21 protein-coding genes and 1 pseudogene are annotated in these 22249 nt (G+C 49.4%); 8 read left to right on the top strand and 14 right to left on the bottom strand.

Annotated features, from left to right (window positions below; all coding sequences use genetic code 11):
* Positions 1-9: 9 nt before the first annotated feature.
* Together ACTTK7_RS04380 and ACTTK7_RS04375 are read left to right on the top strand one after the other, a co-directional pair.
* A pseudogene (locus tag ACTTK7_RS04380) lies at positions 10-869 on the top strand (SDR family NAD(P)-dependent oxidoreductase).
* Between the two features lie 14 nt (positions 870-883).
* The gene (locus ACTTK7_RS04375) at positions 884-1459 is read left to right on the top strand and encodes a UbiX family flavin prenyltransferase (protein ID WP_462866121.1); all 576 of its coding nucleotides are present in this window, start codon (positions 884-886) and stop codon (positions 1457-1459) included.
* Between the two features lie 66 nt (positions 1460-1525).
* On the opposite strand, the gene ACTTK7_RS04370 is transcribed toward ACTTK7_RS04375, so the two are convergent.
* From ACTTK7_RS04370 to ACTTK7_RS04345, 6 genes are all read right to left on the bottom strand, one after another.
* Positions 1526-2320, bottom strand: coding sequence for a PhzF family phenazine biosynthesis protein (locus ACTTK7_RS04370; RefSeq protein ID WP_462866119.1), 795 nt, complete (start codon positions 2318-2320; stop codon positions 1526-1528).
* A 95-nt stretch (positions 2321-2415) separates the two neighbouring features.
* Positions 2416-3879 carry a tripartite tricarboxylate transporter permease gene (locus tag ACTTK7_RS04365; protein WP_462866209.1) on the bottom strand — a complete coding sequence of 488 codons (1464 nt, stop codon included), beginning with the start codon at positions 3877-3879 and terminating at the stop codon, positions 2416-2418.
* 49 nt (positions 3880-3928) lie between these two features.
* Positions 3929-4387, bottom strand: a complete 459-nt coding sequence (locus ACTTK7_RS04360) for a tripartite tricarboxylate transporter TctB family protein (RefSeq protein WP_462866117.1) — start codon at positions 4385-4387, stop codon at positions 3929-3931.
* Between the two features lie 15 nt (positions 4388-4402).
* Positions 4403-5380 carry a tripartite tricarboxylate transporter substrate binding protein gene (locus ACTTK7_RS04355; RefSeq protein WP_462866116.1) on the bottom strand — a complete coding sequence of 326 codons (978 nt, stop codon included), beginning with the start codon at positions 5378-5380 and terminating at the stop codon, positions 4403-4405.
* A gap of 152 nt (positions 5381-5532) precedes the next feature.
* Positions 5533-6213, bottom strand: coding sequence for a response regulator (locus ACTTK7_RS04350; protein ID WP_462866114.1), 681 nt, complete (start codon positions 6211-6213; stop codon positions 5533-5535).
* Positions 6206-7807, bottom strand: coding sequence for a sensor histidine kinase (locus tag ACTTK7_RS04345; protein ID WP_462866112.1), 1602 nt, complete (start codon positions 7805-7807; stop codon positions 6206-6208). Before ACTTK7_RS04345 ends, ACTTK7_RS04350 begins: the two co-directional genes overlap by 8 nt.
* 181 nt (positions 7808-7988) lie before the next feature.
* Between ACTTK7_RS04345 and ACTTK7_RS04340 the strand changes: the two genes are divergently transcribed.
* Together ACTTK7_RS04340 and ACTTK7_RS04335 are read left to right on the top strand one after the other, a co-directional pair.
* On the top strand, positions 7989-9482 hold the full coding sequence (locus tag ACTTK7_RS04340) for a UDP-N-acetylmuramoyl-L-alanyl-D-glutamate--2,6-diaminopimelate ligase (protein WP_462866110.1): 1494 nt from the start codon (positions 7989-7991) through the stop codon (positions 9480-9482).
* 145 nt (positions 9483-9627) lie between these two features.
* A complete protein-coding gene (locus ACTTK7_RS04335) occupies positions 9628-9918 on the top strand; it encodes a DUF3892 domain-containing protein (protein ID WP_298787378.1) in 291 nt (96 codons plus the stop codon).
* Positions 9919-9965: 47 nt separating this feature from the next.
* On the opposite strand, the gene ACTTK7_RS04330 is transcribed toward ACTTK7_RS04335, so the two are convergent.
* The 3 genes from ACTTK7_RS04330 to ACTTK7_RS04320 form a co-directional block, all read right to left on the bottom strand.
* Positions 9966-10394, bottom strand: a complete 429-nt coding sequence (locus ACTTK7_RS04330) for a hypothetical protein (RefSeq protein WP_462866108.1) — start codon at positions 10392-10394, stop codon at positions 9966-9968.
* An 86-nt stretch (positions 10395-10480) separates the two neighbouring features.
* Positions 10481-11956, bottom strand: a complete 1476-nt coding sequence (locus ACTTK7_RS04325; RefSeq protein ID WP_462866107.1) for a HAMP domain-containing sensor histidine kinase — start codon at positions 11954-11956, stop codon at positions 10481-10483.
* Positions 11940-12638 carry a response regulator transcription factor gene (locus ACTTK7_RS04320; RefSeq protein WP_298787383.1) on the bottom strand — a complete coding sequence of 233 codons (699 nt, stop codon included), beginning with the start codon at positions 12636-12638 and terminating at the stop codon, positions 11940-11942. Before ACTTK7_RS04320 ends, ACTTK7_RS04325 begins: the two co-directional genes overlap by 17 nt.
* A 1032-nt stretch (positions 12639-13670) precedes the next feature.
* Here ACTTK7_RS04320 and manA point away from each other — a divergent pair.
* Complete coding sequence (gene manA, locus ACTTK7_RS04315) at positions 13671-14639, top strand: mannose-6-phosphate isomerase, class I (protein WP_462866104.1); 969 nt, start codon at positions 13671-13673, stop codon at positions 14637-14639.
* Between the two features lie 37 nt (positions 14640-14676).
* Complete coding sequence (locus ACTTK7_RS04310) at positions 14677-15318, top strand: class I SAM-dependent methyltransferase (RefSeq protein WP_462866102.1); 642 nt, start codon at positions 14677-14679, stop codon at positions 15316-15318.
* Here the strand turns inward: ACTTK7_RS04310 and ACTTK7_RS04305 are convergent.
* From ACTTK7_RS04305 to ACTTK7_RS04285, 5 genes are read right to left on the bottom strand one after another with little or no spacing between them, the layout of a single operon-like run.
* Entirely contained in the window at positions 15310-15840 is a 531-nt protein-coding gene (locus ACTTK7_RS04305; RefSeq protein ID WP_298787389.1) for a chromate transporter, read from the bottom strand. The two genes, ACTTK7_RS04310 and ACTTK7_RS04305, sit on opposite strands and share 9 nt — an antisense overlap.
* Complete coding sequence (locus tag ACTTK7_RS04300; RefSeq protein WP_462866100.1) at positions 15837-16394, bottom strand: chromate transporter; 558 nt, start codon at positions 16392-16394, stop codon at positions 15837-15839. The genes ACTTK7_RS04305 and ACTTK7_RS04300 overlap by 4 nt, the downstream gene beginning before the upstream one ends.
* A gap of 24 nt (positions 16395-16418) precedes the next feature.
* Positions 16419-18032, bottom strand: coding sequence for a gamma-glutamyltransferase (gene ggt / locus ACTTK7_RS04295; RefSeq protein WP_462866098.1), 1614 nt, complete (start codon positions 18030-18032; stop codon positions 16419-16421).
* A gap of 15 nt (positions 18033-18047) precedes the next feature.
* The gene (locus ACTTK7_RS04290; protein ID WP_462866096.1) at positions 18048-19232 is read right to left on the bottom strand and encodes an amidase; all 1185 of its coding nucleotides are present in this window, start codon (positions 19230-19232) and stop codon (positions 18048-18050) included.
* Positions 19225-19899 carry a GntR family transcriptional regulator gene (locus ACTTK7_RS04285; RefSeq protein ID WP_462866094.1) on the bottom strand — a complete coding sequence of 225 codons (675 nt, stop codon included), beginning with the start codon at positions 19897-19899 and terminating at the stop codon, positions 19225-19227. Before ACTTK7_RS04285 ends, ACTTK7_RS04290 begins: the two co-directional genes overlap by 8 nt.
* A 146-nt stretch (positions 19900-20045) precedes the next feature.
* Between ACTTK7_RS04285 and ACTTK7_RS04280 the strand changes: the two genes are divergently transcribed.
* Complete coding sequence (locus tag ACTTK7_RS04280) at positions 20046-20780, top strand: SDR family oxidoreductase (protein ID WP_462866092.1); 735 nt, start codon at positions 20046-20048, stop codon at positions 20778-20780.
* Positions 20781-20981: 201 nt separating this feature from the next.
* Entirely contained in the window at positions 20982-22115 is a 1134-nt protein-coding gene (locus ACTTK7_RS04275) for an ABC transporter ATP-binding protein (RefSeq protein WP_462866090.1), read from the top strand.
* The last annotated feature ends 134 nt before the right edge of the window (positions 22116-22249 follow it).

Raw genomic sequence — 22249 nt, 5'->3', positions numbered from 1 at the left:
AGGGTTTCGATGCTGGATGGGAAAACAGCTTTAATTACAGGCGGCGCCGGCGGGATTGGCAAAGAAACAGCCCAGCTGTTTCTCGATAATGGAGCGGACGTTGTTCTTGTAGATGTTAATGAAGAAGCCTTAACAAACGCTAAAAACAATTTAACGGGCGGAGAACAGACAGTCACTGTTATCCAGGCCGATGTAACAAAGGAAGAGGACGTCGAAAACTATGTCAGGCAGCAGAAGCCTTCGGGAAAATAGACATTTTCTTTAATAATGCAGGCATTAATGGTCCGGTCGCACCAATTAAAGATCTGGAGAAGAACCAGTTTGACTTGATCATGAATATAAACACGACCGGTATTTTCCTTGGGCTGAAGCATATGATACGACAAATGGAAAAACAGAAATATGGCGTAATCATCAACACCGCTTCCAACGCCGCCTATATTGGTTCAGCAGGCATGGCCGGGTACATTGCCTCCAAGCATGCCGTAGCCGGTTTGACGAAAACCGCCGCTCTGGAAGCAGCTCCGGCGAACATCCGGGTGAATGCTGTGGCACCAGCGGCTATCGACACACAGATGCTCACCAGTATTCAACAAAATCTAACGCCGGATGATCCGGAGCAGGCAGCGGCTGCGATTCGTCAAGGAATACCCGCCGAACGCTTCGGCACGCCAAAGGAAGTAGCAGAAGTCGTACTTTTTCTTGCTTCCGACCGGGCGTCCTTCGTTACCGGATCTTTGTATAACGTCGACGGGGGATGCAGGCCGATTAATATGTCCAGCCTCTCCCAGGCGCCTCTTTCATGCGCGTTCGCTCTCACTCATGATACAATCAAACGAGCGAACAAGGTCTTCCTACGGCCTTCATGAAGGAGGTTCTTTTTTTGAAAATTATTATTGGCATTACCGGCGCAACGGGCGCCATTTTCGGCATCCGTCTGCTCGAAATACTAAAATCCACCGACATTGAAACCCATCTGATTTTATCCTCCTGGGCAAAGGCTACTATTCCGCTTGAAACAGCGTACACAGCGTCCCAGGTAGAAGCGCTGGCAGACGTTTCGTATTCCTCGAAGGATCAGGCCGCCCGCATATCGAGCGGCTCCTTTCGAACCGAAGGCATGATTATCGCTCCGTGCAGCATGAAAACGACTGCCTCCATCCGTCACGGCTTTGCGGATAACCTTATCGCCCGCGCAGCCGACGTGGTTTTAAAAGAACGCAAGCACCTGCTGTTGATGACGCGGGAAACGCCGCTTAACACTATTCATCTGGAAAACATGCTCGCCCTTTCCAAACTCGGCGTAACCATCGCTCCGCCGATGCCTGCCTTTTATAATCAGCCGGCAGATATCAATGAACTGGTCGACCATATTGCCTACCGCACGCTCGACCAGTTCGGCATTCATATGGAGGAAGCTGATCGCTGGGAAGGCATGCCTTCGTCAAAACATAAATAGAAGCGGGCGCCTGTTAATGCCGGGCGCCCACTTCTATTTTACAGATAAGATTCCTTTCACGCTTTATCAGGCGAGCCACTCGCCCTTCATGACGGTCACTGCCCGCCCGCCGATGTGACAGCGGCTGCGGTGCATTTCCACCTCTACAATGCCTTCCCGCTTACTGAGCTGTTTGGCCGTGAAGCTCTGCTTTGCCATACGCTTTGCCCAGTACGGACCGAGGGCACAATGCGCCGAACCCGTTACCGGATCCTCCTCTACACCAATAGCCGGAAAGAAGCAGCGTGACGCAAAATCGATCCCCTCTTCTTCCGACAGGGAAGTAACTAAACACCCCCGCGTCGTATGCTGGGCCAATGCTTTCATATCCGGCACGAGGTCCCGGAGCGTCTGTTCGGAATCGACTTCTACAATAACGTCCATCCGGTTCTGCTCCACCACAGGCGCCTCCACCCCAAGAGCCTGGAGCAGTTCCTCATTTAAAGGCGCAGGCTCCGGCGGCTCCGACGGAAAATCAAGCCAGATGGCTCCTTCCTTTTGAAAAGCAGCCAAGGGCCCGCTCGCGCTTTGAAACGTAATCGCCTGCGTTTCCGGAACCTTTTCTTCTTCCCACAGTACGTGCGCGGAGGCAAGTGTCGCATGACCGCACAAATCCACTTCAGCGGACGGGGTAAACCAGCGTATTCCGTATTCGCCCTCTCCCTTTTTAACCAAAAACGCGGTCTCCGAAAGGTTCATTTCTGCAGCTGTCTGCTGCATCCATGTCTCAGACTTCTGGTCCGTTTCCTCCAGCAGGCATACGCCTGCCGGATTCCCGTAAAAAGCCTCGTTCGTAAAAGCATCCACCGTACATATTTTCATTCTTTTTCTCCTTATCACTATCATTCTGCCTGCATTGTAGCACAGGTTGAAAAAAAGGGCATCGAACTCTTCTGAGTCCTTGCCCTTTAAATGAATTATGCCTGCTTTGCTTTATTATTTTTTACTGCGGTCAAAATGAAAGGAACGCTGATCGATAAAATGATCATAATAATCAGCACGATACTGATTGGCGAAGAAAAGAACACCGAAGGACTGCCGTCGGACACAATTAAACTCTTGCGGAAATTCTGCTCCATATCATGTCCCACAATCAACGCCAGAATTAAAGGAGCGATCGGGAAACGCAGCAGTTTAAATGCTAAACCGAGCACGCCAAAAGCTAATAAAATATAGAAGTCTATGGTACTATAGCTGAGCGTGTATGCACCGATAAACCCAAGCATCAGTATTAATGGATAAAGAATATGCGATGGCGTATCAAGTACTTTAATTAAAAGTCCAACCAATAGAATGTTAATTACTACTAAAAACAGGTTTCCAATAAACATGCTGTTAATCAATGTCCAAATGGTTGTTGGTTCACTTTCGAACAACAATGGACCGGGCTGTATACCAATCATCACCAAAGCACCTAATAAGACAGCTGTTGTTCCCGAACCCGGTATTCCCATACTTAACAATGGAATCAAGGCACCTACAGAAGCACTATTATTTGCTGACTCTGGAGCTGCCACCCCCTCAGCCGTTCCCTGGCCGAATCTTTCTGGAGTCTTTGATAACTGCCGCTCAGTAGTATAGCCAAGCATCGAAGCGATAGATCCGCCTGCGCCAGGCAGCACCCCGATTAAAAAACCAAGCGGAGCACTTCGAACGATTGGCATTCTTGAAGCCTTCCATTGTTCCTTGGTAAACCACAGGCTTTCCACCTTGTTTTTCTTTTCCGGTGGCCGATTAATGGCGATAAAATTATACAATACTTCACCGACAGCATAAATGCCGATGATAACTATAAGAAAATCAATGCCCTCGGTCAGCTGTGGCAGTCCCATTGTGAAACGATAAACACTGCTTTGAGCATCTACCCCAATAGTACTCAGCACTAATCCAAATAACATAGAAATAAACCCCTTCAGCATATCTCCGCGGGAGAGGGATACAATAGCTGAAAGTGTAAAAAGCATCAACAGAAAATATTCGGCCGGTCCAAAGCGTATGGCAAAATCAGCCAACGGCCCTGCAAGAAAAGTAAAGCCTACGACCGCTACTGTTCCTCCGATCAGGGAAGCTATCGTAGCTATAGCCAACGCCTGCCCGGCCTGACCTTTTTTTGCCATTGGGTAACCGTCAAACGACGCTGCAATCGCTGATGCATCCCCAGGTGTATTTAAAAGAATAGAGCTTCTCGAGCCTCCATACATAGCTCCGTAGTAAATGGCAATTAATAAAATCATCGCACTGATCGGTTCCATGCCGAAGGTAACCGGTATCAATACCGCTACGCCTGTAGCCGGGCCCAGCCCGGGGAGCATCCCCACAATCGTACCCAAAAGCCCTCCTAAAAAAACAAAAAGTAAATTAAGGGGGGTGATTGCATTCATTAGACCGTCTATAAAATATCCGTAATCCATTTTTTGTTCCCCCTATTCGTTATGGCAGACTGATATTCAGCATTTCCGCAAAAATGTACCAGGACATAAAAGTGAAAATAAGTGTTGTAAGTATATTGATGAGCCATTTGGATTTACCGTTGATAATGAACATAAGCACTCCTAAATACAGCAGAGTAGCAATAATATAGCCGGTAAAATCAAATATAAGCGCATACACTACACCGAAAACAAGCGTTCCTACAATAATATACGGGGTCCGGCCCTGAGCAATTGCCTGTATATCTTCGTCTTCCTTGTGTTCCAGGTGACGTTCTTTGTAGGAACGAATGAGATAAAAGATGCTTAAAATGAGAAGCAGTACGGAAGCCCCCATTGGAAAGTAATGCGGGCCAAAAGCATTTCCAAGCTGGGCCTGAGTTAAATTTAAGGTCGCGATGATAAAAACTACTGCCGTTAGTACAAACACCGCGGGCAGCGATAATTTAACCACTGTCATGCAAATCACCTCTTTCTATTCTGTCAAACCAGCGTTTGTCAGTAGTTCTTCGTACGTTTTCTCCTGTTCGTCCATGAATTGTTCTGTTTCTTCTGCATCCATGTAGTAATCATCCCACTGATTGTTTTCAAGAATCGTCTGCCATTCCTCCGTTTCAACCATCTGCTGCAGGCGTTCATCCCAATAAGCAATCTCTTCCTCTGTCATATCAGGAGGACCCATAACCCCGCGCCAATGAGGAAATTCCAGATCCACACCTTGTTCTTTGAATGTAGGTACTTCTGGCAGTTCATCCAAGCGCTCTCCTGAGGAGACACCTACAATATCCAGCCGGTCGGCTTTATACTGTTCACTTGCTTCCGAGACTGACATCGTCGCAACATCAATATGGCCGCCAAGTAAGGCAGTAACTACTTCTCCGCCACTTTCATAAACTAAAAAGTCCAGCTTTGACGGATCTATACCATACTCCTGGGCAGCTTGTATAAATGAAAGGTGATCATCATTACCAAGCCCCGGAGCGACACCTATTTTTAAAGACTCCGGCTCTTCTTTCAGCTGTTCCATGACAGATTCCAGATTTTGATACTCAGAGTCTGGTCCAACTGCGATTGACTGCCATTCCGTAGCTAAAATCGCCAGCGGTGTGAAATCTTCATGGGATAATTCACTTAACCCTAACGCATTATTGGTGAACAAAAGGCTCGAATTCACAGCCAGCGTATTGCTGTCTCTGTTTTTTAAATACTGAAAGCCTACTTCACCCCCGCCGCCGGGTTTATTCACTACATTAATATCAGATTCTACCAATTCATTATTATTCAGAGCTCTCTGCATTGACCGTGCAGTCAGGTCCCAGCCGCCTCCAGGAGTAGCTGGAGCCACAAATTCAATTAAGTCCGGCGGATAATCGCTTTCTTCACCCTGAGACTGCTCTGCGGAACAGCCGCCGATAAACGTAATAGATAATAACAAGAGCATTATTTTTTTCAATGTTTCCCCTCCTCACGCATTTCTTTATAGTATCAACAATCTTAAAGATTTTTCAGTCAATTGTAACCGTTTTCAAAATTACTCATTTTTAATTTTTTTAATGCTTTTTGTTCATTTTGTTCACAAAAAAAGAGCTCTTAAACGAATTCTTCTTAAATTTCATAATAATGCCGTTCCGGCCGCCCTACAATGCCGTACTCCAGACGGGCTTCTGCTTCTCCTTCAGAAATCATAAATTCTAAATACCTTCTCGCCGTGGTTCTCGAAGCACCTATTTTGTTTGCCGCCTGCTCTGCGGTGAGTCCGCCGTGGGCTTCGCGTAAAGCCTTTTCTACACTTTCAAGCGTCAAGTAGTCAATACCGGTCGGAAGCTCTCGTTTATCTGCAGCAGGCTTCGATTCCACCGGTTGGGACAGGTAATCATCAATGAATTGCTGATTCACATTTTGCACAGCATCCATGGAGTCTCTTTTTGATAAATAACCCTTTATTGTCTGTTCAAATTTTTCAATGGTCACCGGCTTAATCAAATAGTTAACAATACCGCCGCGCAGCGACTTCTCCAGGTATTCCCGGTCTGTGGCTGCCGTAATAATAATAATGTCTGTGCCAGGATAAAAGTGACGAAGATCCTCAAGTAAATGTATTCCCATACTGTCCGGAAGATATATATCAAGCAGCAGCACGTCAGCTTGTCTTTCCTCGAGCAGTTCCCACATTTCCTTCGCATTCAGAGCGTGACCCGCAGATTCTATACCATTAATATTTTCTAAGTATTTCTCGTGCAGCATGCCTATACGATAATCGTCCTCCACAATTAATGCCTTACGCATCACTTAACCCCTCCTCGTTTCTTTCTTTGGGAATAAACACACTTACCGCTGTGCCCTCCTCCGGATTTGAGTCTACCTCAATCATTCCGCCCAGATCGTCGACTTCATTTTTAACATTTGTCATACCATAGCCACGGCCTTCTCCCTTCGAAGAAGTGCCCTGCCGAAAAAGCTCAGTTTGAAAATGCTCCGGCATCCCAGGTCCGTTGTCTCTTATCTCCATGACAATATCTTTGCCAATATCAGTTACGAAAAAACTTACCTCCCGTTCCTTTTGTCCACTCACCGCCTCAATTGCATTATCAATTAAATTCCCGGCAATAATAATTAATGAAGTCAAAGTTACATGCCTTGGCATAATGGATAAAAAGGATTCCGAATCTATAACAAAGTTAGTCTTTTTCTCAGAAGCCGCTGCTGCCTTCCCGAGAAGCACAGCCTGAAGCTTTTCATCCTGAATTTGATCTACCACCATCTTCGTGTGTCTTTGCTGAGTGCTGGATTCATCCATAAGCATCTGTTCTGCTTCTTTGTAATAACCGAGCTGCAGCAGACCCATTAACGCGTAAAGCTTATTTGTGAACTCATGGGACTGGGCTCTCAGATCATCAGAATATTTTTTCACATCAGAGAATGCTTCTATCATTTGCTTCATATCTGTCTTATCCCGGAATGTGAACACTCTTCCCACCTTCTGCCCATATTGAGCTATTGGACTTTCATTTACAATTAAGGTTTTCGAAGCTGTTATTATTTCTTCGTTTCGAATCACTGAGCTGTCCTTTGAAATTTTTCCTTTCCGTGAAGAGGGAAACACTTCTTCAATCAGCAGTCCCTCGTGGTTTTGGGGAAGCTGAAGAAGTTCCTCCGCAGCCTTATTAACCATCGTAACCCGGTCATTATTATCTACCGCAATAATCCCTTCATGCACAGAGCCAATAATAGCCGCCCGGTCCCGGTACAGATCAGCAATCTGATAAGGCTCCAGTCCCAGCGTATCCGAGCGGATACTTCTGGATAGCCATACGGTACAAACAGCTCCGATCAGCAGAACAATCAGTGAAATGGCAGCTGTCCGGCCCGTCTGTTTCCACACATCTGCCCTGATGGCAGCTTTGGAATATTCAACAACAGCCGCTCCTTCCACAGAGGTATAATCGCCATAGTCTATTGAAACAGGCGCATGACTCCGGATGACTTCTTCATTATCTGTGTTTCCCTCTCTCACGTAGCTTCCGCCGAATACTAAAGCTGTATACGCATCCCCCGAATCAGGATCAAGCTCTTTGCCATCCCCTGCAATTACCTCGCTGTTTCGATCAATTATGTATACCTGGTCTGCGTTCACCTGCATGCGTATCTGTTCACTAATCACATCTGCTTCCTGCTTTTCCCCATTCTCAAAAGCATCTTCCACTGCCGGGAACCCTGCCACGGATCGACTGGTCTGCAGGGCAAGCTGCCTGGCATCGTTGGTTTCCTGACGGAATTCATTCCAGGCATAAACACTGTTTGCAAGAACAATCACCAGCAGCAAAAGCAGAAATACCAGGAATCCAATTTTTGTCTGCAATTTGTATTTTTTGCGGTTCAACTTGGCCCTCCTTTCCGTCTTCAATTATTTTTTCCAAATGTGAAATATCTTTTATCCTATCATAGAAAAACATGTATTCAGGAAACAAGGATTAATTATCCATTTGATAGGGAATGGGGTATGACACATACTTCCTGCCCCGGTAGTTGTGACTATAAGCAGAAAGGAGAGAAACTAATAGATGAAATGGAACTGGAAAAAAAATACTTCTCTGCCTTTTCAGGATGTTTTCGGCCCAATTGAATCGACAATCACTCACGTCACTTATGATTCCCGGAAAATCCAGGAAAATGGCTGCTTTGTCTCGATACCGGGCAAAAATATCGATGGGCATACGTTTATTCCGGATGCTGTCCGTAACGGAGCGTCCACCATCGTAGGAAGCGACCGTGATACACTGCTCCACTTTGCTGCCTCATTTCCGGCCGTCACATTCGTTCTCGTGGAGGACAGCAAAACGGCGATGGCTGACTACGCAGCACATCTGCACCACCACATTCACAAAAAAATGAACCTCTTCGGCGTAACGGGCACCAACGGAAAAACTACCGTTACGGCTTATATACGGTCAATGCTGAACAATTTAGGAGAGCCTGCGGGCATTATAGGAACAGCTGGAGTATGGTCTAAAAACAACAAGCACCCGTTTAAGCCCACCACCCCTACTACGCCGGAAGCGGCAGACCTGCATGATATTTTCGCCTCCTTTTATGAAGAAGGTACACGTACAGTAGCGATGGAAGCAACTTCTATTGCCATCGATTTAAAACGGCTGCACGGCCTCGAATTCGAGGTGGGCGTGCACACCAATCTCGTGTCCGAGCATATGGAGTTTCACGGCACGATGGAGAACTATAAACGGGCAAAATTAAAATTATTTGAGCAATCGCGCCAGGCCGTGGTGAACCTTGATGATGACGGCATGGCCCAGGACATTTTAAACATGTTCGACGGCCCGGTCTGGACATACGGTATCCGGCGCCCTGCAGACATTATGGCGAGCAACATCCGCACGGATGCAGGCGGCTCAAGCTTTCTGCTCACTGTGCAGGGACGCTCCTACTTAGCCAGAGCTCCGGTATTTGGTGAATATAATATCTCCAACACGCTGGCAGCGGTGGGATCGTGTCTTGCTGTCGGCTACACGGTATCCGAAATTTTGTCCTCTCTTCCAGGTATTCAGGGCGCGGAAGGACGTTTTCAGATTGTCTCCGATTATCCGGGTAAGCAGATTATCCTTGATTACGCCCATACGCCTGACGCGCTGGAGTTGGTCGTGGAGACGGTCAAAAGCCTGCCCCATAATAGGCTTATCCTCATGATTACCGGGATCGGTCTCCGGGACCCGGCCAAACGTCCGAAAATGGCAGCAGCGGTGGACGGAAAAGCAGATCATATCATTGTTTCCGTCGACCACCCCGGCCCGTATAACCGGCAGCGGATCGTCGATGACGTTGCCTCGGGCTTCCAGGATCCCGAAGCGGAAAATGTATACAAAAGAAAGCACCGCGAGGACGGCATCCATACGGCGCTCTCGCTGGCTGAAACTGGTGACCTGGTCGTGATTACCGGCCTTGGGTTCGGCGGCTATCAGGTGATCAACGATCAGCATGTGCCCTACGATGAACTTAAAGTGATTGATGCTTATTTTCAGGAAGACCGGCAATTATCATAAATATTTTTAAAAGGACCAGGAGAGTTTGTAGCTCTCCTGGTCCTTCTTTCATTAGTAAATAAAATTCTGAGGCAGAAACCCCCGGATTAAAAATTTATATTTCGGGAAACACGCATAATATACGAATAATATAAGGAGGCTTTTCATGGATTATCAAATTACTGCCATTCATATAGGCGGCAGCCGGGAAAAGGAAGAGCACATTACGCATATACAGCTGGTGGACGGTACCGAGGAAACAATCGAAAAAGCGATCGCAAGCATTGATGAAGGCAAGGATTACTATTACCGTGTAGACGGCGGGGATAAAGTACGCGTGGACACCGTCCATCCGGAAGATCCAAACACCCCGGCCTATCTTCGGACCCATCCGGATCAGTCAACGACAGACAATTTGTTAAAGCTTCCGACGTTTGACCCAACGTACACCCCGTAACCGCATTAAAGCAGCGTCCTCCTTTGGGAGAACGCTGCTTTTTACATTTATAGCTCCTGTTCAAACGGATACAGTCCCTCTGCTTCAGCTTCATCGGCATAGTTGTTTAAAATTTCTTCAAGTATATCCTCTGCATCTTTTCCTTCTGCATCAATACCGAGCGCCTGAGCGGCCTGGGTAATTTCTACTTCCCTTACGTCCGCCATCATCTGCGACACATCTTCAGTAACATCCACGCCATAAACGGCTGCTTTTTCCTTCCATTCCGACAGCAGCACTTCATCAATTACGGCCTGTTCATCCTTATCCTTAATAGCTATGCCGTAACGCTCTGCTTTTTCCATTAAATTATTCTCCCGGATATCTGTGCCCATCCGTTCTATTTCGGCTTCACTTTTTTGCGCCGATACATTGGCCGGCAGGGCCACACTCGATAGTATACAGGCGGTAATGATGGCATACATCCATTTTTTCATCAGTTCAACCTCTTTTTTATCCATAGAGTGAATTCTCACTTCATCTTATAAGTGAAACATGTCAGGAAGAAGTCAGGCAGAGGGTTTTACATTACATCTGTTTGTTTTTCATGATTCGTTTCCTCGTCCGGGAAGTCCTGCGGCAGTTCAAATACAAACACTGTTTTTTCCGGCCGGCTCGACTGCAGATACAGATCACCGCCAAGCCCCTGGGCGATGAGTTTACTGAACGGCAGGCCGAGACCGAGGCCGTGCACGCTGTACTTTTTATTTTCTCCCCGGTAGAAGCGCTCAAACACCAGCAGCTGTTCCTCCTCGTCAATTCCCATACCGCTGTCTATTACTTCAATTGCCACCGTTTGATCGTCTTTTTCTCTACACTGAATAGTTAAAGTTCCTTCTTTATTCATTGCCTGGTTTGCGTTATTTAAAAGATTGACCATAATCTGCTGAAAGCGCATGGGATCAGTATAAACCGCATGTGTCTGTTCGCCGTACAGCTTTTGGATATCCAGCCGGTCCGTGTCATTTGAAATCGACCACTGGTGAATAACTTCGTTCAACAGCGACTCCAGCGTCAACGGCTGCATGTCTGTGGGCACACCCTGAGAGGAAAAGGTATTAAATTCCAGCAGATCAGCGATCATATTACGCATTCTGCCCGTTTCAGCCAGCGTCACGCTCAGGAATTCCTTTGCCTCATCTCCCGTCACTACATCGTCTTTGACTGCCTGGACCATCCCGCTGATGGAAGTGACCGGCGTTTTTAACTCATGCGTAACACCGGCAAGCAGCTCCGTCCGCATGCTCTCGAGCTGACCCAGCCTCGTAGTCATATCATTAAAGCCGGTAACCAGTTCATCAACCTCCCGTTCCTTCGCTTCAGTATTGATGCGTATCGCGTACTTTTCCTCTTTCACACGCTGAAAGGCTTCAGCAATCTGCTTGATCGGGCGCAGCATCCGCTTGGAAAGGATGTAAATCGTAAGCCATCCCAATATGGCCAGGCTCACCAGCAGAATGCCGACCAATTGGTACTGGCCGCCAACTTTAATTAATGAATCAGCCGGCTGGACAATGACCACCCATCCTTCAAAGGAACCGTTGTCGTTCTGGATACGTGATTTTACCAGGTACTGCTCCAGACTCCCCTGCTGCACCTTCACCGTCTGCGGGCCGGACTCGAGAAATGAATCCGGAAATACAACGGGATCCTGATAGAGGGAATTTCCGAACAACGAGTTGGACACGATGTTTCCGTTATTATCCACGACATAAACAAGCGGCTCTGTTTCAATATCGAATGCCTGCTGGCGCTCGCGCACGTAGGCGGCAAGGTCGGCATTTAAGCCAATCGAATTATCTTCTGCACCTGCTAAATCCTCTGAAATTTCATCCGCCAGAAACGAGGTAACATTCAGTCCCCGTTCAAGATTGTAGGAGCGGAGCCAGAAAAATGAAATCAGGCCGATAATAATTAAACCGATGCACAGCGTAATAAAATAGCGTGTCGTCCAGTAGCGGAGCAGCGAAACTTTTTTATCTTTATTCCTCTTTAACACTGAGCTGATACCCCACTCCCCGGAGCGTTCTGATTTCTCCTTCTTCCACCGGCCAGTTTTTCAGCGACCGGCGGATCCGCTTGATGGCCAGGTCCACTGCGCGGTCGCTCCCTTCGTAATCGATGCCCCATACATGGGAAATCAGCTGCTCCCGGTCAAAGAACTGATTTGGATGATTGCCCAGAAAAATAAGCAATGAGAGGTCCCGCGGTGTCAGGTCCAGCTGCAGGCCGTTCAGTGTCACGGCGTACGCCTTTTCATCAATGACCAGGCTGCCGAATCGTTTAAGGTACTGCTCCTCTTCCGCTGAAGAAGCTGTTTTACCGCTGCGCCGAAGTACAGCCTGGACGCGGGCCACCACTTCATCTCCTTCAAACGGCTTCGGAATGTAGTCGTCCGCCCCGCCGTCGAATCCTTTTAAACGATAGTCCACATCTCCGAGAGCAGTCAGCATTATACACGGGCAGTCGCTCGTGTTCCGGATATGTTCAAGCACCGCCCAGCCGTCCCGGCCCGGAAGCATGACATCAATTAAGGCCAAATCAAATGCTCCGCGGTCGAACGTCTCCACGGCTTCGTTTCCTTCATATATTTGAGTCACTTCAAATCCCGCCTTCTGAAGATAGGCCCGAAGCACCTGACTGATTGATGTTTCGTCTTCAATTACAAGAATCGAGCTCATAGATGCTCTCTCCTTTCTCTATGTACTTTCATTATAAATCAACGAAGCGCAGGAACAAACGGGTTTTCCCTGCGGTCCGGTACAAAAAAAAGACCCTCGCGGGGGAACGAGGGCGTACAGCTATATGAATCTAGGGGGTAATTCCATGAAGAGTGCACTACCCGAGTGAGTGCAGCTCTTAAGCCGAGCAATAATAACCCAGCTAAAACACAATTGGATTGTTTGCATAGGGCCATCGTATCCACATGGCTTTTCGGCTTCTTCTGCAGTTACAGGACGATCAATCGTTGTTCTAGGGGGGTCAACATATTTAAGGTCCTGGTAACCAGTAAGCTGCATATCCTCACCTTTTCTTCAAGTGTGCCAGCCATTTGTTGCACTTTCCCTTTCGACAATGCAGCAAATATAGGGCGGAAGAAAATGATGATTCGATGCCGTTTACGTGGCAACTGTATCAGAAGCCGGCTTTCACTCCGCTTTCTAAGAAGTTAATCATGGTGCGGCGCGGAAGTGTTATAAGCCGTGGCGGCCTCTACATTTATTACTATAAGTGGTTTGTGTGTCAGCAAAATGTCAAAAGAAATTTTTTTATAAAAAAAGTGGAGACATGCTGCCCAGACGCTTCAACCGGCTGGCGTAAGCCTTAGAGGAATCGTCGCAGACGATGACCTCAGGATGAAGCCAACGGCTTGAACGGCTGCATGTCGAAACTGGATTCGAAAAACGCCCATCTATTTACAGGAGTCTCTAATCACAACGCGGAACGGACCGCAGCCGGTAACATTCGGAGCTGGACAATTAAAAAAAGTGTAGGCATGCTTTATAGAAGTTCGATAGGCAGCAATGCCTCCCTTTTCCCGTTTTCTATACCTTTACTATATCCTATAATAGGGTGGTCCGCCGGTCGTATTTCCGCTGAAGCCGGAAAAAATTTACGTACGGATTTTCATAAACATTCACACAGGAATTGCAAAGCATTCTGCTCTTTGTCATATTAAATAAGAGAGACACAACTATAAACGGAGGCTGAACATGGATCAATTTATCTTTTTTCAACCAATCTTTCAGGAACGCATCTGGGGAGGCGATAAACTACATACTCATTTTCATTACGATATCCCGTCGGCCTCGACTGGGGAGGCCTGGGTCTTTGCCGCCCACCAGAACGGTTCAAGCGTCGTAGCAAATGGCTCTTATGCGGGCAAAACGCTCATGGACCTCTGGCAGGATAAACGGGAGTGGTTCGGTTCGTTAAAAGGCGACCGTTTCCCACTGCTGACCAAAATTCTTGATGCGGCCAGGGATCTTTCCGTACAGGTGCATCCAGACAACCAGTACGCCGCTGCTAACGAAAACGGCGAATACGGCAAGACCGAATGCTGGTACGTGATTGACTGCGATGAAGACGCGGAGCTAGTAACCGGGCACAACGCCGACAGCCGGTCGGAGGCTACAGAGCTTATTGCTGCCGGCGAATGGGACGCCTTTTTACGGAAAGTACCGGTAAAACCCGGTGATTTTGTTTACGTACCGAGCGGCACGATGCACGCCATTGGCGAGAGCGTGCTCATTCTGGAAACCCAGCAGAACTCGGACGTCACCTACCGCGTCTATGACTACGACCGGACCGATAATGAAGGGAACAAGCGGGAGCTTCATCTGCAGCAGGCCCTCGACGTGACTCATTTCCCTCATGAAGATGCGAAAGTGGAACCCTCCGTCGAATCCGACGGCGAGGCAGAAGTCACCACCTTTGTGGAGGAAGACTACTTTTCCGTCTACAAATGGGAGGTGCACGGCACAGCTTCGTTTACGTGCGAAGCACCGTTTCTGCTCTGCAGCGTTATTGAAGGCAGCGGAACGGTCGATAATCTGACCGACAGCGCCCCAATTCAAAAAGGGGACCATTTCCTCGTCCCGAATCACGTAACCGATTTTACGATCGATGGCCATGTGACCTGCATTGTGTCCCATCCGAATGCTTCCCTTCACTCCTCCTAAATACAGAAAACCACCTTCTGCACGGCAGAGGGTGGTTTTGTTATACTATAAAAAAACAAAGATTGGCGGCGGTACGATGAACATCTTTCCTCTATTGTATACTCCGATCATGCAGCCAGTGGAAAATCAGTTTCTTTATGCCCTCCGGCAGAAGCATATTCCCTCTCTCTCCGGCCATGTTCTCGAGATCGGCTCCGGCCCCGGCGCAAATTTTCCTTACTACAGGGCAGCCACCAAAGTAACTGCCATCGAACCAAATGACCGAATGCGCCTGCTGTCTCTGCCGGCGCAGCTGCACGCACAGGTTCCTATCCGTACGCTCGGCTCTTCGGCTGAACGGCTGCCCTTCGAGGACAACACCTTTGACAGTCTTGCCTGTACACTCGTGCTCTGTTCTGTAGGCGATCCTCTCCGGGTGCTGCAGGAGTTAAAACGAGTATGTAAACCAGGCGCCGAAGCCTATTTTCTCGAGCACGTCCAGATGCCGCAACCCGCCGCAGCCAAGCTGCAGCACAATATAACCCCGGTGTGGAAGCATTTTTGCGATGGCTGCCACCTCGACCGGCCCACCCATTCATACATTGAACAGGCCGGATGGAGCATCACTGGAACCGACAGTTATTTTCAGGGATTTTTACTATCCATGCAGGCGGTTCTTCCTTCAGAACCGTCATCCTAAAAACAAAATGCCGTAGATGATCGCAAGCACAATGACCAGCGCGGGATGCAGCTTCGTCTTTTCAAGCAGCAGGTAGCTTGCCACAAGCATGCCGGCTGTCTGCCAGCCGCCCGCACCCTCCCAGGCACTGGTGAAAAACTGCAGCGTTAAAATGCCGAGCAGCACCCCGATGACCGGACGTACGTAAGCCGTAAGTCGTTTTACCTTCGGAGAGTTCCGGTATTTGTATAAAAAGCCCATAAGGACAATCATTAAAATTAACGACGGGGCAACGGTCGCAAACAGACCGGCAGCAAGCCCCGGCCAGCCGGCGACTTCGTACCCGATGTAGCCGGCCATTTTTGTGGCAATCGGCCCCGGCAGGGCGTTGCTGATGGCCAGCACTTCACTGAATTCACTCACGCTCATCCATTCGTACCGGTTCACAACTTCGTGCTGAATAAGCGGAATAGACGCCGGCCCGCCTCCATAACCGAGAATCCCCGGGATAAAAAACGCCATAAAAACCTCTAAGTAAATCACGTGGAGGTGTCCTCCTCTCGTTTAGCCGAATCCTTCTGCACCAGTGCTGCAATCAGAAGCACGGCAATGACGATTGCGGGATGCACTCCGAGCATACCAAGCACCACAGCGGCTCCAATGATAAATGCGATCGTCTTTACCCATCCCAGGTCGACGCCGGATTTTTTAATAAACCCCCAGGTCAGCACTCCCATCAGCACCGTCACTACAGGCAGCACCCCGTTTGCCAGGCCGCTCACCCATGAAGCGTCCCGGTACTGGGACAGGATGCTGAAAAACAAAATCATTAACATTGCCGTTGGGGCGACGATCGCTGTCACCCCGTTCAGTGCCCCAAGAATGCCGCCGCGGCTGTAGCCGATATAACCGGCAAGCTTGGTGACGATCGGTCCCGGCAGCGTATTGGCAATCGCGAGTGTATCGCCAAACTCCTCGTCGGTCATCCAGTTATAGTGCTCCACCACTTCTTTTTGCACAAGTGGAATCGACGCCGGGCCTCCCCCATAGCCAAAAATGCCAACCCGGAAGAAGGCCAGAAAAATTTTCCACTGCATCACTTCCACCTCTTCTTTTTTTTATTACCAGGCAGCTACATTGCCGTCTGTGCGGGATTCACTGCCCCCGCAGAGCACTCCGGTTTCCGGATCTCTCCATATAATCTGTCCGCGGCCAAAGCTCGAGGACTCTGTTTCTATTTTTACCGTGTGGCCCTTCCGGCTCAGCGCCTGAGCGGCTGCCCTGGAGAAGTCGGGCTCCACCGTAATCAGGGTATCCCGCTTCCACTGCCACCGCGGTGCATCCAGGGCTGCCTGCGGATGAAGGCCGAAATCAATCGTATTCATGATCATCTGCATGTGGCCCTGGGGCTGCATGAACTCCCCCATCACCCCGAACGGGCCGACGGGTTCGTCTCCCTTTGTCAAAAAGCCGGGAATGATCGTATGGTACGGACGCTTGCCGGGCATCAGGCCATTGGCGTGCTTTTCATCCATGGAAAAGTTGTGCGCCCGGTTATGCAGGGCAATTCCGGTCTCCGGAACGACCATTCCTGAGCCGAATCCCATGTAATTGCTCTGGATAAACGACACCATATTGCCTTCCCCGTCCGCAGTCGCAAGATATACCGTGCCGCCGCCGTATGGGTCCCCTGCTTCGGGGACCTTCGCTTCGTTTCCAATTTCACCGCGCCGGGCCTCTCCGTAAGCATCAGAGAGCAGTTCTTCTGTGCTCCGGGTCATGGCATCCGACTGGGCCACATATTTCTCTCCGTCCACAAACGCAAGCTTCATCGCCTCCATTTGATGATGAAGGGTGTTAACGCTGTCGCGCTCCTGAAAATCATGCTCTTTTAATATGTTCAGTGCCATTAACGCCACAATCCCCTGACCGTTCGGCGGAATCTCCCAAACGTCATAGCCTTTATAATGCACCGAAATCGGCTTCACCCACTCCGGCTTGTACAGCGCCAGGTCCTTGGAGCGCAGATAGCCGCCCTGCTCCCGCATATAAATGTCTATTTTTTTCGCCAGGTCTCCGCGGTAAAACGATTCTGCATTTGTTTCCGCAATTTCCTTTAACGTCTCTGCATGCTCTTTAGAGCTCCACAGCTCTCCCGCTGCCGGTGTACGGCCCTCCGGCGCGAACACCCGGCTCCAGTCGGCAAATACTGTCGGATCGAGCTCCTGTTCCAGTGTTTCAAAGGCAGACTCCCACAGCGCTGCAAGCGTGGACGCTACCGGATAGCCTTCCTCAGCGTAAGCCACAGCCGGGGCGATCAATTCGGAAAATGGCAGTTTCCCAAAAGCACGGGAAAGCTCGGCCCATGCGGCCGGCGCCCCGGGAACAGTGATCGGTACCGGCCCCCGTTTTGGCATCTCGTCATAGCCGTCTTTGTACAGCCCGTCGATGGAAAGCTCTTCCGGCGCATAGCCGCTGGCATTCAGGCCGTGGAGCTCGCCGTCCATCCAGACGAGCGCAAAGGCGTCCCCGCCAATGCCGTTGGAGGTCGGCTCGAGCACAGTCAGGCTTGCTGCCACAGCGACGGCTGCATCCACAGCGTTGCCTCCTTTTTTTAAAATGTCGAGCCCTACCTGGGAAGCAAGCGGCTGTGACGTGGCCACCATGCCTTTTTTACCGTACGTCGGCGTGCGGTAGGATGCATATGGATGATGGTGCGGATCAAATGAGATCATGATAATCGCTCCCTTTTATAAATCAGTATGCTGAAGATACCGGACGACATGCTGGACAAATGACAGCAGCCGGCGGTCATCGTTCCGATTGGCAATAATTGAAATCGAGACCGGGGCTTTTCCCGGCATTTCCATTGGAATGGTCACCTGCGGCAGCCCGCCGATACCCGCAATACAGGTCAGCTGCATCGTGCGCTTCCGCACCGCCTGAATCTCGTCTTCCCCGGCCTGAATTTTCGGTGCCGGCCCGGGCACGGTCGGAATAACCATCACCGTGTCCTGTCCGAGCCTTTGCTGCACTTCATCCTGCAGCTGCTTTCGTTTTTCAAATATGTGGGAGTAATCCTCCCGCCGGGTGTCTGCGGCAAATGCAAACCGGTCCCGGACCCCGGGCCCAAACGACGGTTTATGCTCCCTGAGCCACTCCTGATGCATTTCTCCAATTTCCACGGCCTGCTGCAGCCGGAAAACTTCGGCCCATTCTGCGAGTGAGTCCTCCGCCAGCCTGTTTTCATTCAGCGTTTCTGCCTGCGCCTGCACGGCGGAAAACACTTTTCCAAGTGCCTGCTTATATTCATCGGCATATTCTGCCCAAGCCTCTTCCTCCCACCAGATGGCCCGGTACGGGGTTTCTTCCTCCCCCGCCGGAAGCAGCGCCTCTCCTACCTTCTGTAAGACCCCGGGCTCTCTGCTCATCCAGCCGACAGTGTCAAAGCTCGGAGCAAGAGGCACGACGCCTTCAAGTGATACGGCCCCGTGTGTTGGACGTATGCCGTAAAGACCGCAATAGGATGATGGCACGCGCACCGAGCCGCCTGTATCAGTGCCAAGGGCAAAACCGGCGCTGCCAGCCGCTGCCACTGAGGCCGATCCGCTCGAGGACCCTCCTGGTATTGCCTCCGGGTCGGCCGGATTGACCGGCATGCCGTAATGCACATTGTCGCCGTGCAGGCTGTACATTAATTCATCACTGATGGTCGTTCCGTTCAGCGCGGCACCGCTTCGGAGCAGGCGTTCAATCGCCGGCGCAGTGAATGTGTTTTCCGGATGGGTTCGAAGCCAATCCGGATGGCCCGCAGACGTTTTTTCGCCGTGGATCGCGAACACGTCTTTCACTGCAAACGTATAGCCGGAAAGATTCCCGCTCATCGTAGGTTCGAGACGCAGATTCTTATTCATAAATGCTTCCTGTTTACTCATTTGTCGAATCCTCCTCGGAAATGGCCTGGATAATGGCTTCTGCTGTTTTTTCCGCGTGCTTTCCATTCAGCCGAAGCAGTTCTTCACGCTTGTTTTCCTTCAGCAGCACAAGCATCTGCTTGTGTTCCTCCTGCGACATGTGGATCGAGTGTACGTCCGAATCAATATTTGTATAGATATTCATATATGCTTCAATCCGGCTCCATACGTATTCGAGCGATTTTATGAGCGGTTCGGAGCGGGAAGCCTCGTACCAGATCTGGTGAAACAACCGATTCTGCTTTCTCCACTCCACCGGATCCGAAGCGTACTGGTCCATTTCGGCGATTCGCTCCTGAAGCCTGCGCAGGTTTTCTTCATTCATCTGTTCAAAGGCCCATGCGACCGCCAGTTCTTCGAGTTTATTACGGATGGCAAACAGCTCGCGGACTTCACTGACAGACAGACGGCTCACGTAGACACTCCGCTTTTCTTCAAATAAAAAGCCTTCTGTTTTAAGCGTAGTAATCGCTTCTCGGACCGGCATTGTGCTTACTCCGAAATCCCCGGCAATCTGCCGGATGGTCACCTTCTCGCCGGGTCGCCGCTCTCCCTGAATGATCTGCTGCTTCAGCAGTTTGTATACTTCTGTGCGTAACGTTGAGACATGCAAAAACGGTTGATTCACAGCACTCGCTCCTTTGTGATCTGTGATCACAAACATTTTTTATTATTCTAGCAGAAAAATCCTCTTCTGCAAACTAGTTTTTAGTTTACTTTATCGGCGCCTTTCCTTCATATTTAAAAGAAGAGAAGCTCAAGGAGGACGATACAATGACAACACTAGTAACTGGAGTGAGCCATGATCAGGGAATCGGCGCTGCTGTCTGCCGTCTGCTTGCCGAGCGCGGGGAAAATATTATTTTCACCACCTGGGGCTCAGATATCGACTGGGCTGCAGAATTTAAACTGCATCTCGAAAACCGTGGCATCGAAATTTATTATATCGAAGCTGATTTCTCGAACCCGGGCGCGCCGAATGAACTCATCGAGCAGCTGAACGAGCTGCCGCTGTTTCCAACCGCACTCGTCAACAACGCTGCCTATTCAGCTAACGACAGCTACGAGCGCCTAAACGGAGAATCGCTTGATGAGCATTATTACGTTAATATGCGTACGCCCTTTCTTCTCACGACGAAAATCGCCCAGCGGTGGATTGATTTTGGCATCACTGGAAAGATCGTAAACCTCACCTCCGGACAGGATCTCGGACCGATGGTAAACGAGATTGCCTACGTATCTACGAAAGCAGCAGTTCGGGCATTTACCGAATCCCTCGCTGCCGAGCTCGCCCCGTATGATATCAACGTTAACGCCGTCAACCCAGGACCGACCAACACCGGATGGATGGACCCGGCCATGGAAAAAGAGCTTTCGAAAAAATTCAGTAAAGGCCGGATCGGCCAGCCGGAAGACGCAGCCAAAGCAATCGCCTTTCTGCTGTCTGACGAGTCGGACTGGATCGTCGGCCAGGTCATTCACTCCGAGGGTGGATTTTTACGCAGCTAGTGCCCGCTTAGGTTAGTTCGACACCGCTGCAGGACGCAGCGGTTTTAGTCGAATATCCTCAAAAAACCTAAGCTTTTCTATTCACCCTGCACAACATTTCTTTTGTTAACTTTGTTCAGGTTGTCTATATTAATCTGTAAGCGTTTTCTTTAATATAAACAACAGATAACATAAACCTTCTTCAAAAGGAGCGAACTTATTATGGCTGGTATCCGCATGAATCACATTACAAAAACATACGATGGTGACGTTACTGCAGTAGATGATTTTAATCTTGATGTTGAGGACAAGGAATTTATCGTATTCGTTGGTCCGTCCGGTTGCGGGAAATCCACTACCCTCCGCATGATTGCCGGGCTCGAGGATATTACGGACGGTGATTTATACATCGGAGATGAGCGCGTCAACGACGTATCCCCAAAAGACCGCGATATCGCGATGGTGTTCCAGAACTACGCCCTGTACCCGCACATGAACGTATACAACAATATGGCTTTTGGCCTGAAGCTCCGTAAGTTCAAAAAAGAGGACATTGATCAGCGTGTGAAAAACGCAGCCGACATCCTCGGACTGACGGACTATCTCGATCGTAAACCAAAAGCGCTTTCCGGTGGTCAGCGCCAGCGTGTGGCTCTTGGGCGTGCCATCGTCCGCGACCCTAAAGTATTTCTGATGGATGAGCCGCTTTCCAACCTGGATGCGAAGCTGCGTGTACAGATGCGTACAGAAATCATTAAGCTTCACCGCCGCTTAAACACTACGACGGTTTATGTAACGCACGACCAAACAGAGGCTATGACCATGGCGACCCGTATCGTTATTATGAAAGACGGCGTTGTGCAGCAGGTCGGCTCCCCTAAAGAAGTATACGATCATCCTGCGAACGTTTTTGTAGGCGGTTTCATCGGATCTCCGGCGATGAACTTCCTGGAAGGGCAAATCAACGGCAATATTCTCGAACTCGGCGAACACAAGCTTGAGATTCCGGAAAACAAAATGCAGACACTGCGTGACCGTGGATTCGCAGATGAAAAAGTAACCTTCGGCATTCGTCCGGAAGACATCCACCACGTAATGGGCGGAACAACTTCCTCGAAAAATAAACTGAGTCTTGATATTGAAGTAGCTGAAATGAATGGGGCAGAGTCTATGCTCTACACCAGTGTTAATGGCAAGCAGGTTATTGCCCGGGTCGATGCCAACAGCAGTATCCATGCCGGCGATAAGCTTGACCTTTTCTTCAACATGGACCGCTGCCACTTCTTCAGCCCGGAAACGGAAGAAGTCCTGACTCCGGAATTAAAAGAACTTTCCGCCACTTCCGCCACTCAGTAAAGCAGAACCCGGCACCTGTTCCCTTTCGGAACAGGTGCTTTTTTATGCTTTTTTTGAAATTTTTTGCTGCCATTAAGTACAGTTTTATGTTTCCGCCTGTATAATGAAGGGAATGTGTACAAACATCTTGATTT

This window comes from Marinococcus tarijensis, assembly GCF_054971385.1.
The sequence above is the reverse complement of the archived record's forward strand: the minus strand, read 5'-3'. Positions and strand labels throughout refer to the sequence as shown.

Excerpts from the sequence above, each read along its gene's own strand:
- ACTTK7_RS04370 (WP_462866119.1), bottom strand. The coding sequence starts at position 2,320 with ATGAAAATATGTACGGTGGATGCTTTTACGAACGAGGCTTTTTACGGG.
- ACTTK7_RS04365 (WP_462866209.1), bottom strand. The coding sequence starts at position 3,879 with ATGAATGCAATCACCCCCCTTAATTTACTTTTTGTTTTTTTAGGAGGG.
- ACTTK7_RS04360 (WP_462866117.1), bottom strand. The coding sequence starts at position 4,387 with ATGACAGTGGTTAAATTATCGCTGCCCGCGGTGTTTGTACTAACGGCA.
- ACTTK7_RS04350 (WP_462866114.1), bottom strand. The coding sequence starts at position 6,213 with ATGCGTAAGGCATTAATTGTGGAGGACGATTATCGTATAGGCATGCTG.
- ACTTK7_RS04340 (WP_462866110.1), top strand. The coding sequence starts at position 7,989 with ATGAAATGGAACTGGAAAAAAAATACTTCTCTGCCTTTTCAGGATGTT.
- ACTTK7_RS04335 (WP_298787378.1), top strand. The coding sequence starts at position 9,628 with ATGGATTATCAAATTACTGCCATTCATATAGGCGGCAGCCGGGAAAAG.
- ACTTK7_RS04330 (WP_462866108.1), bottom strand. The coding sequence starts at position 10,394 with ATGAAAAAATGGATGTATGCCATCATTACCGCCTGTATACTATCGAGT.
- ACTTK7_RS04320 (WP_298787383.1), bottom strand. The coding sequence starts at position 12,638 with ATGAGCTCGATTCTTGTAATTGAAGACGAAACATCAATCAGTCAGGTG.
- manA (WP_462866104.1), top strand. The coding sequence starts at position 13,671 with ATGGATCAATTTATCTTTTTTCAACCAATCTTTCAGGAACGCATCTGG.
- ACTTK7_RS04300 (WP_462866100.1), bottom strand. The coding sequence starts at position 16,394 with ATGCAGTGGAAAATTTTTCTGGCCTTCTTCCGGGTTGGCATTTTTGGC.
- ggt (WP_462866098.1), bottom strand. The coding sequence starts at position 18,032 with ATGATCTCATTTGATCCGCACCATCATCCATATGCATCCTACCGCACG.
- ACTTK7_RS04290 (WP_462866096.1), bottom strand. The coding sequence starts at position 19,232 with ATGAGTAAACAGGAAGCATTTATGAATAAGAATCTGCGTCTCGAACCT.
- ACTTK7_RS04280 (WP_462866092.1), top strand. The coding sequence starts at position 20,046 with ATGACAACACTAGTAACTGGAGTGAGCCATGATCAGGGAATCGGCGCT.
- ACTTK7_RS04275 (WP_462866090.1), top strand. The coding sequence starts at position 20,982 with ATGGCTGGTATCCGCATGAATCACATTACAAAAACATACGATGGTGAC.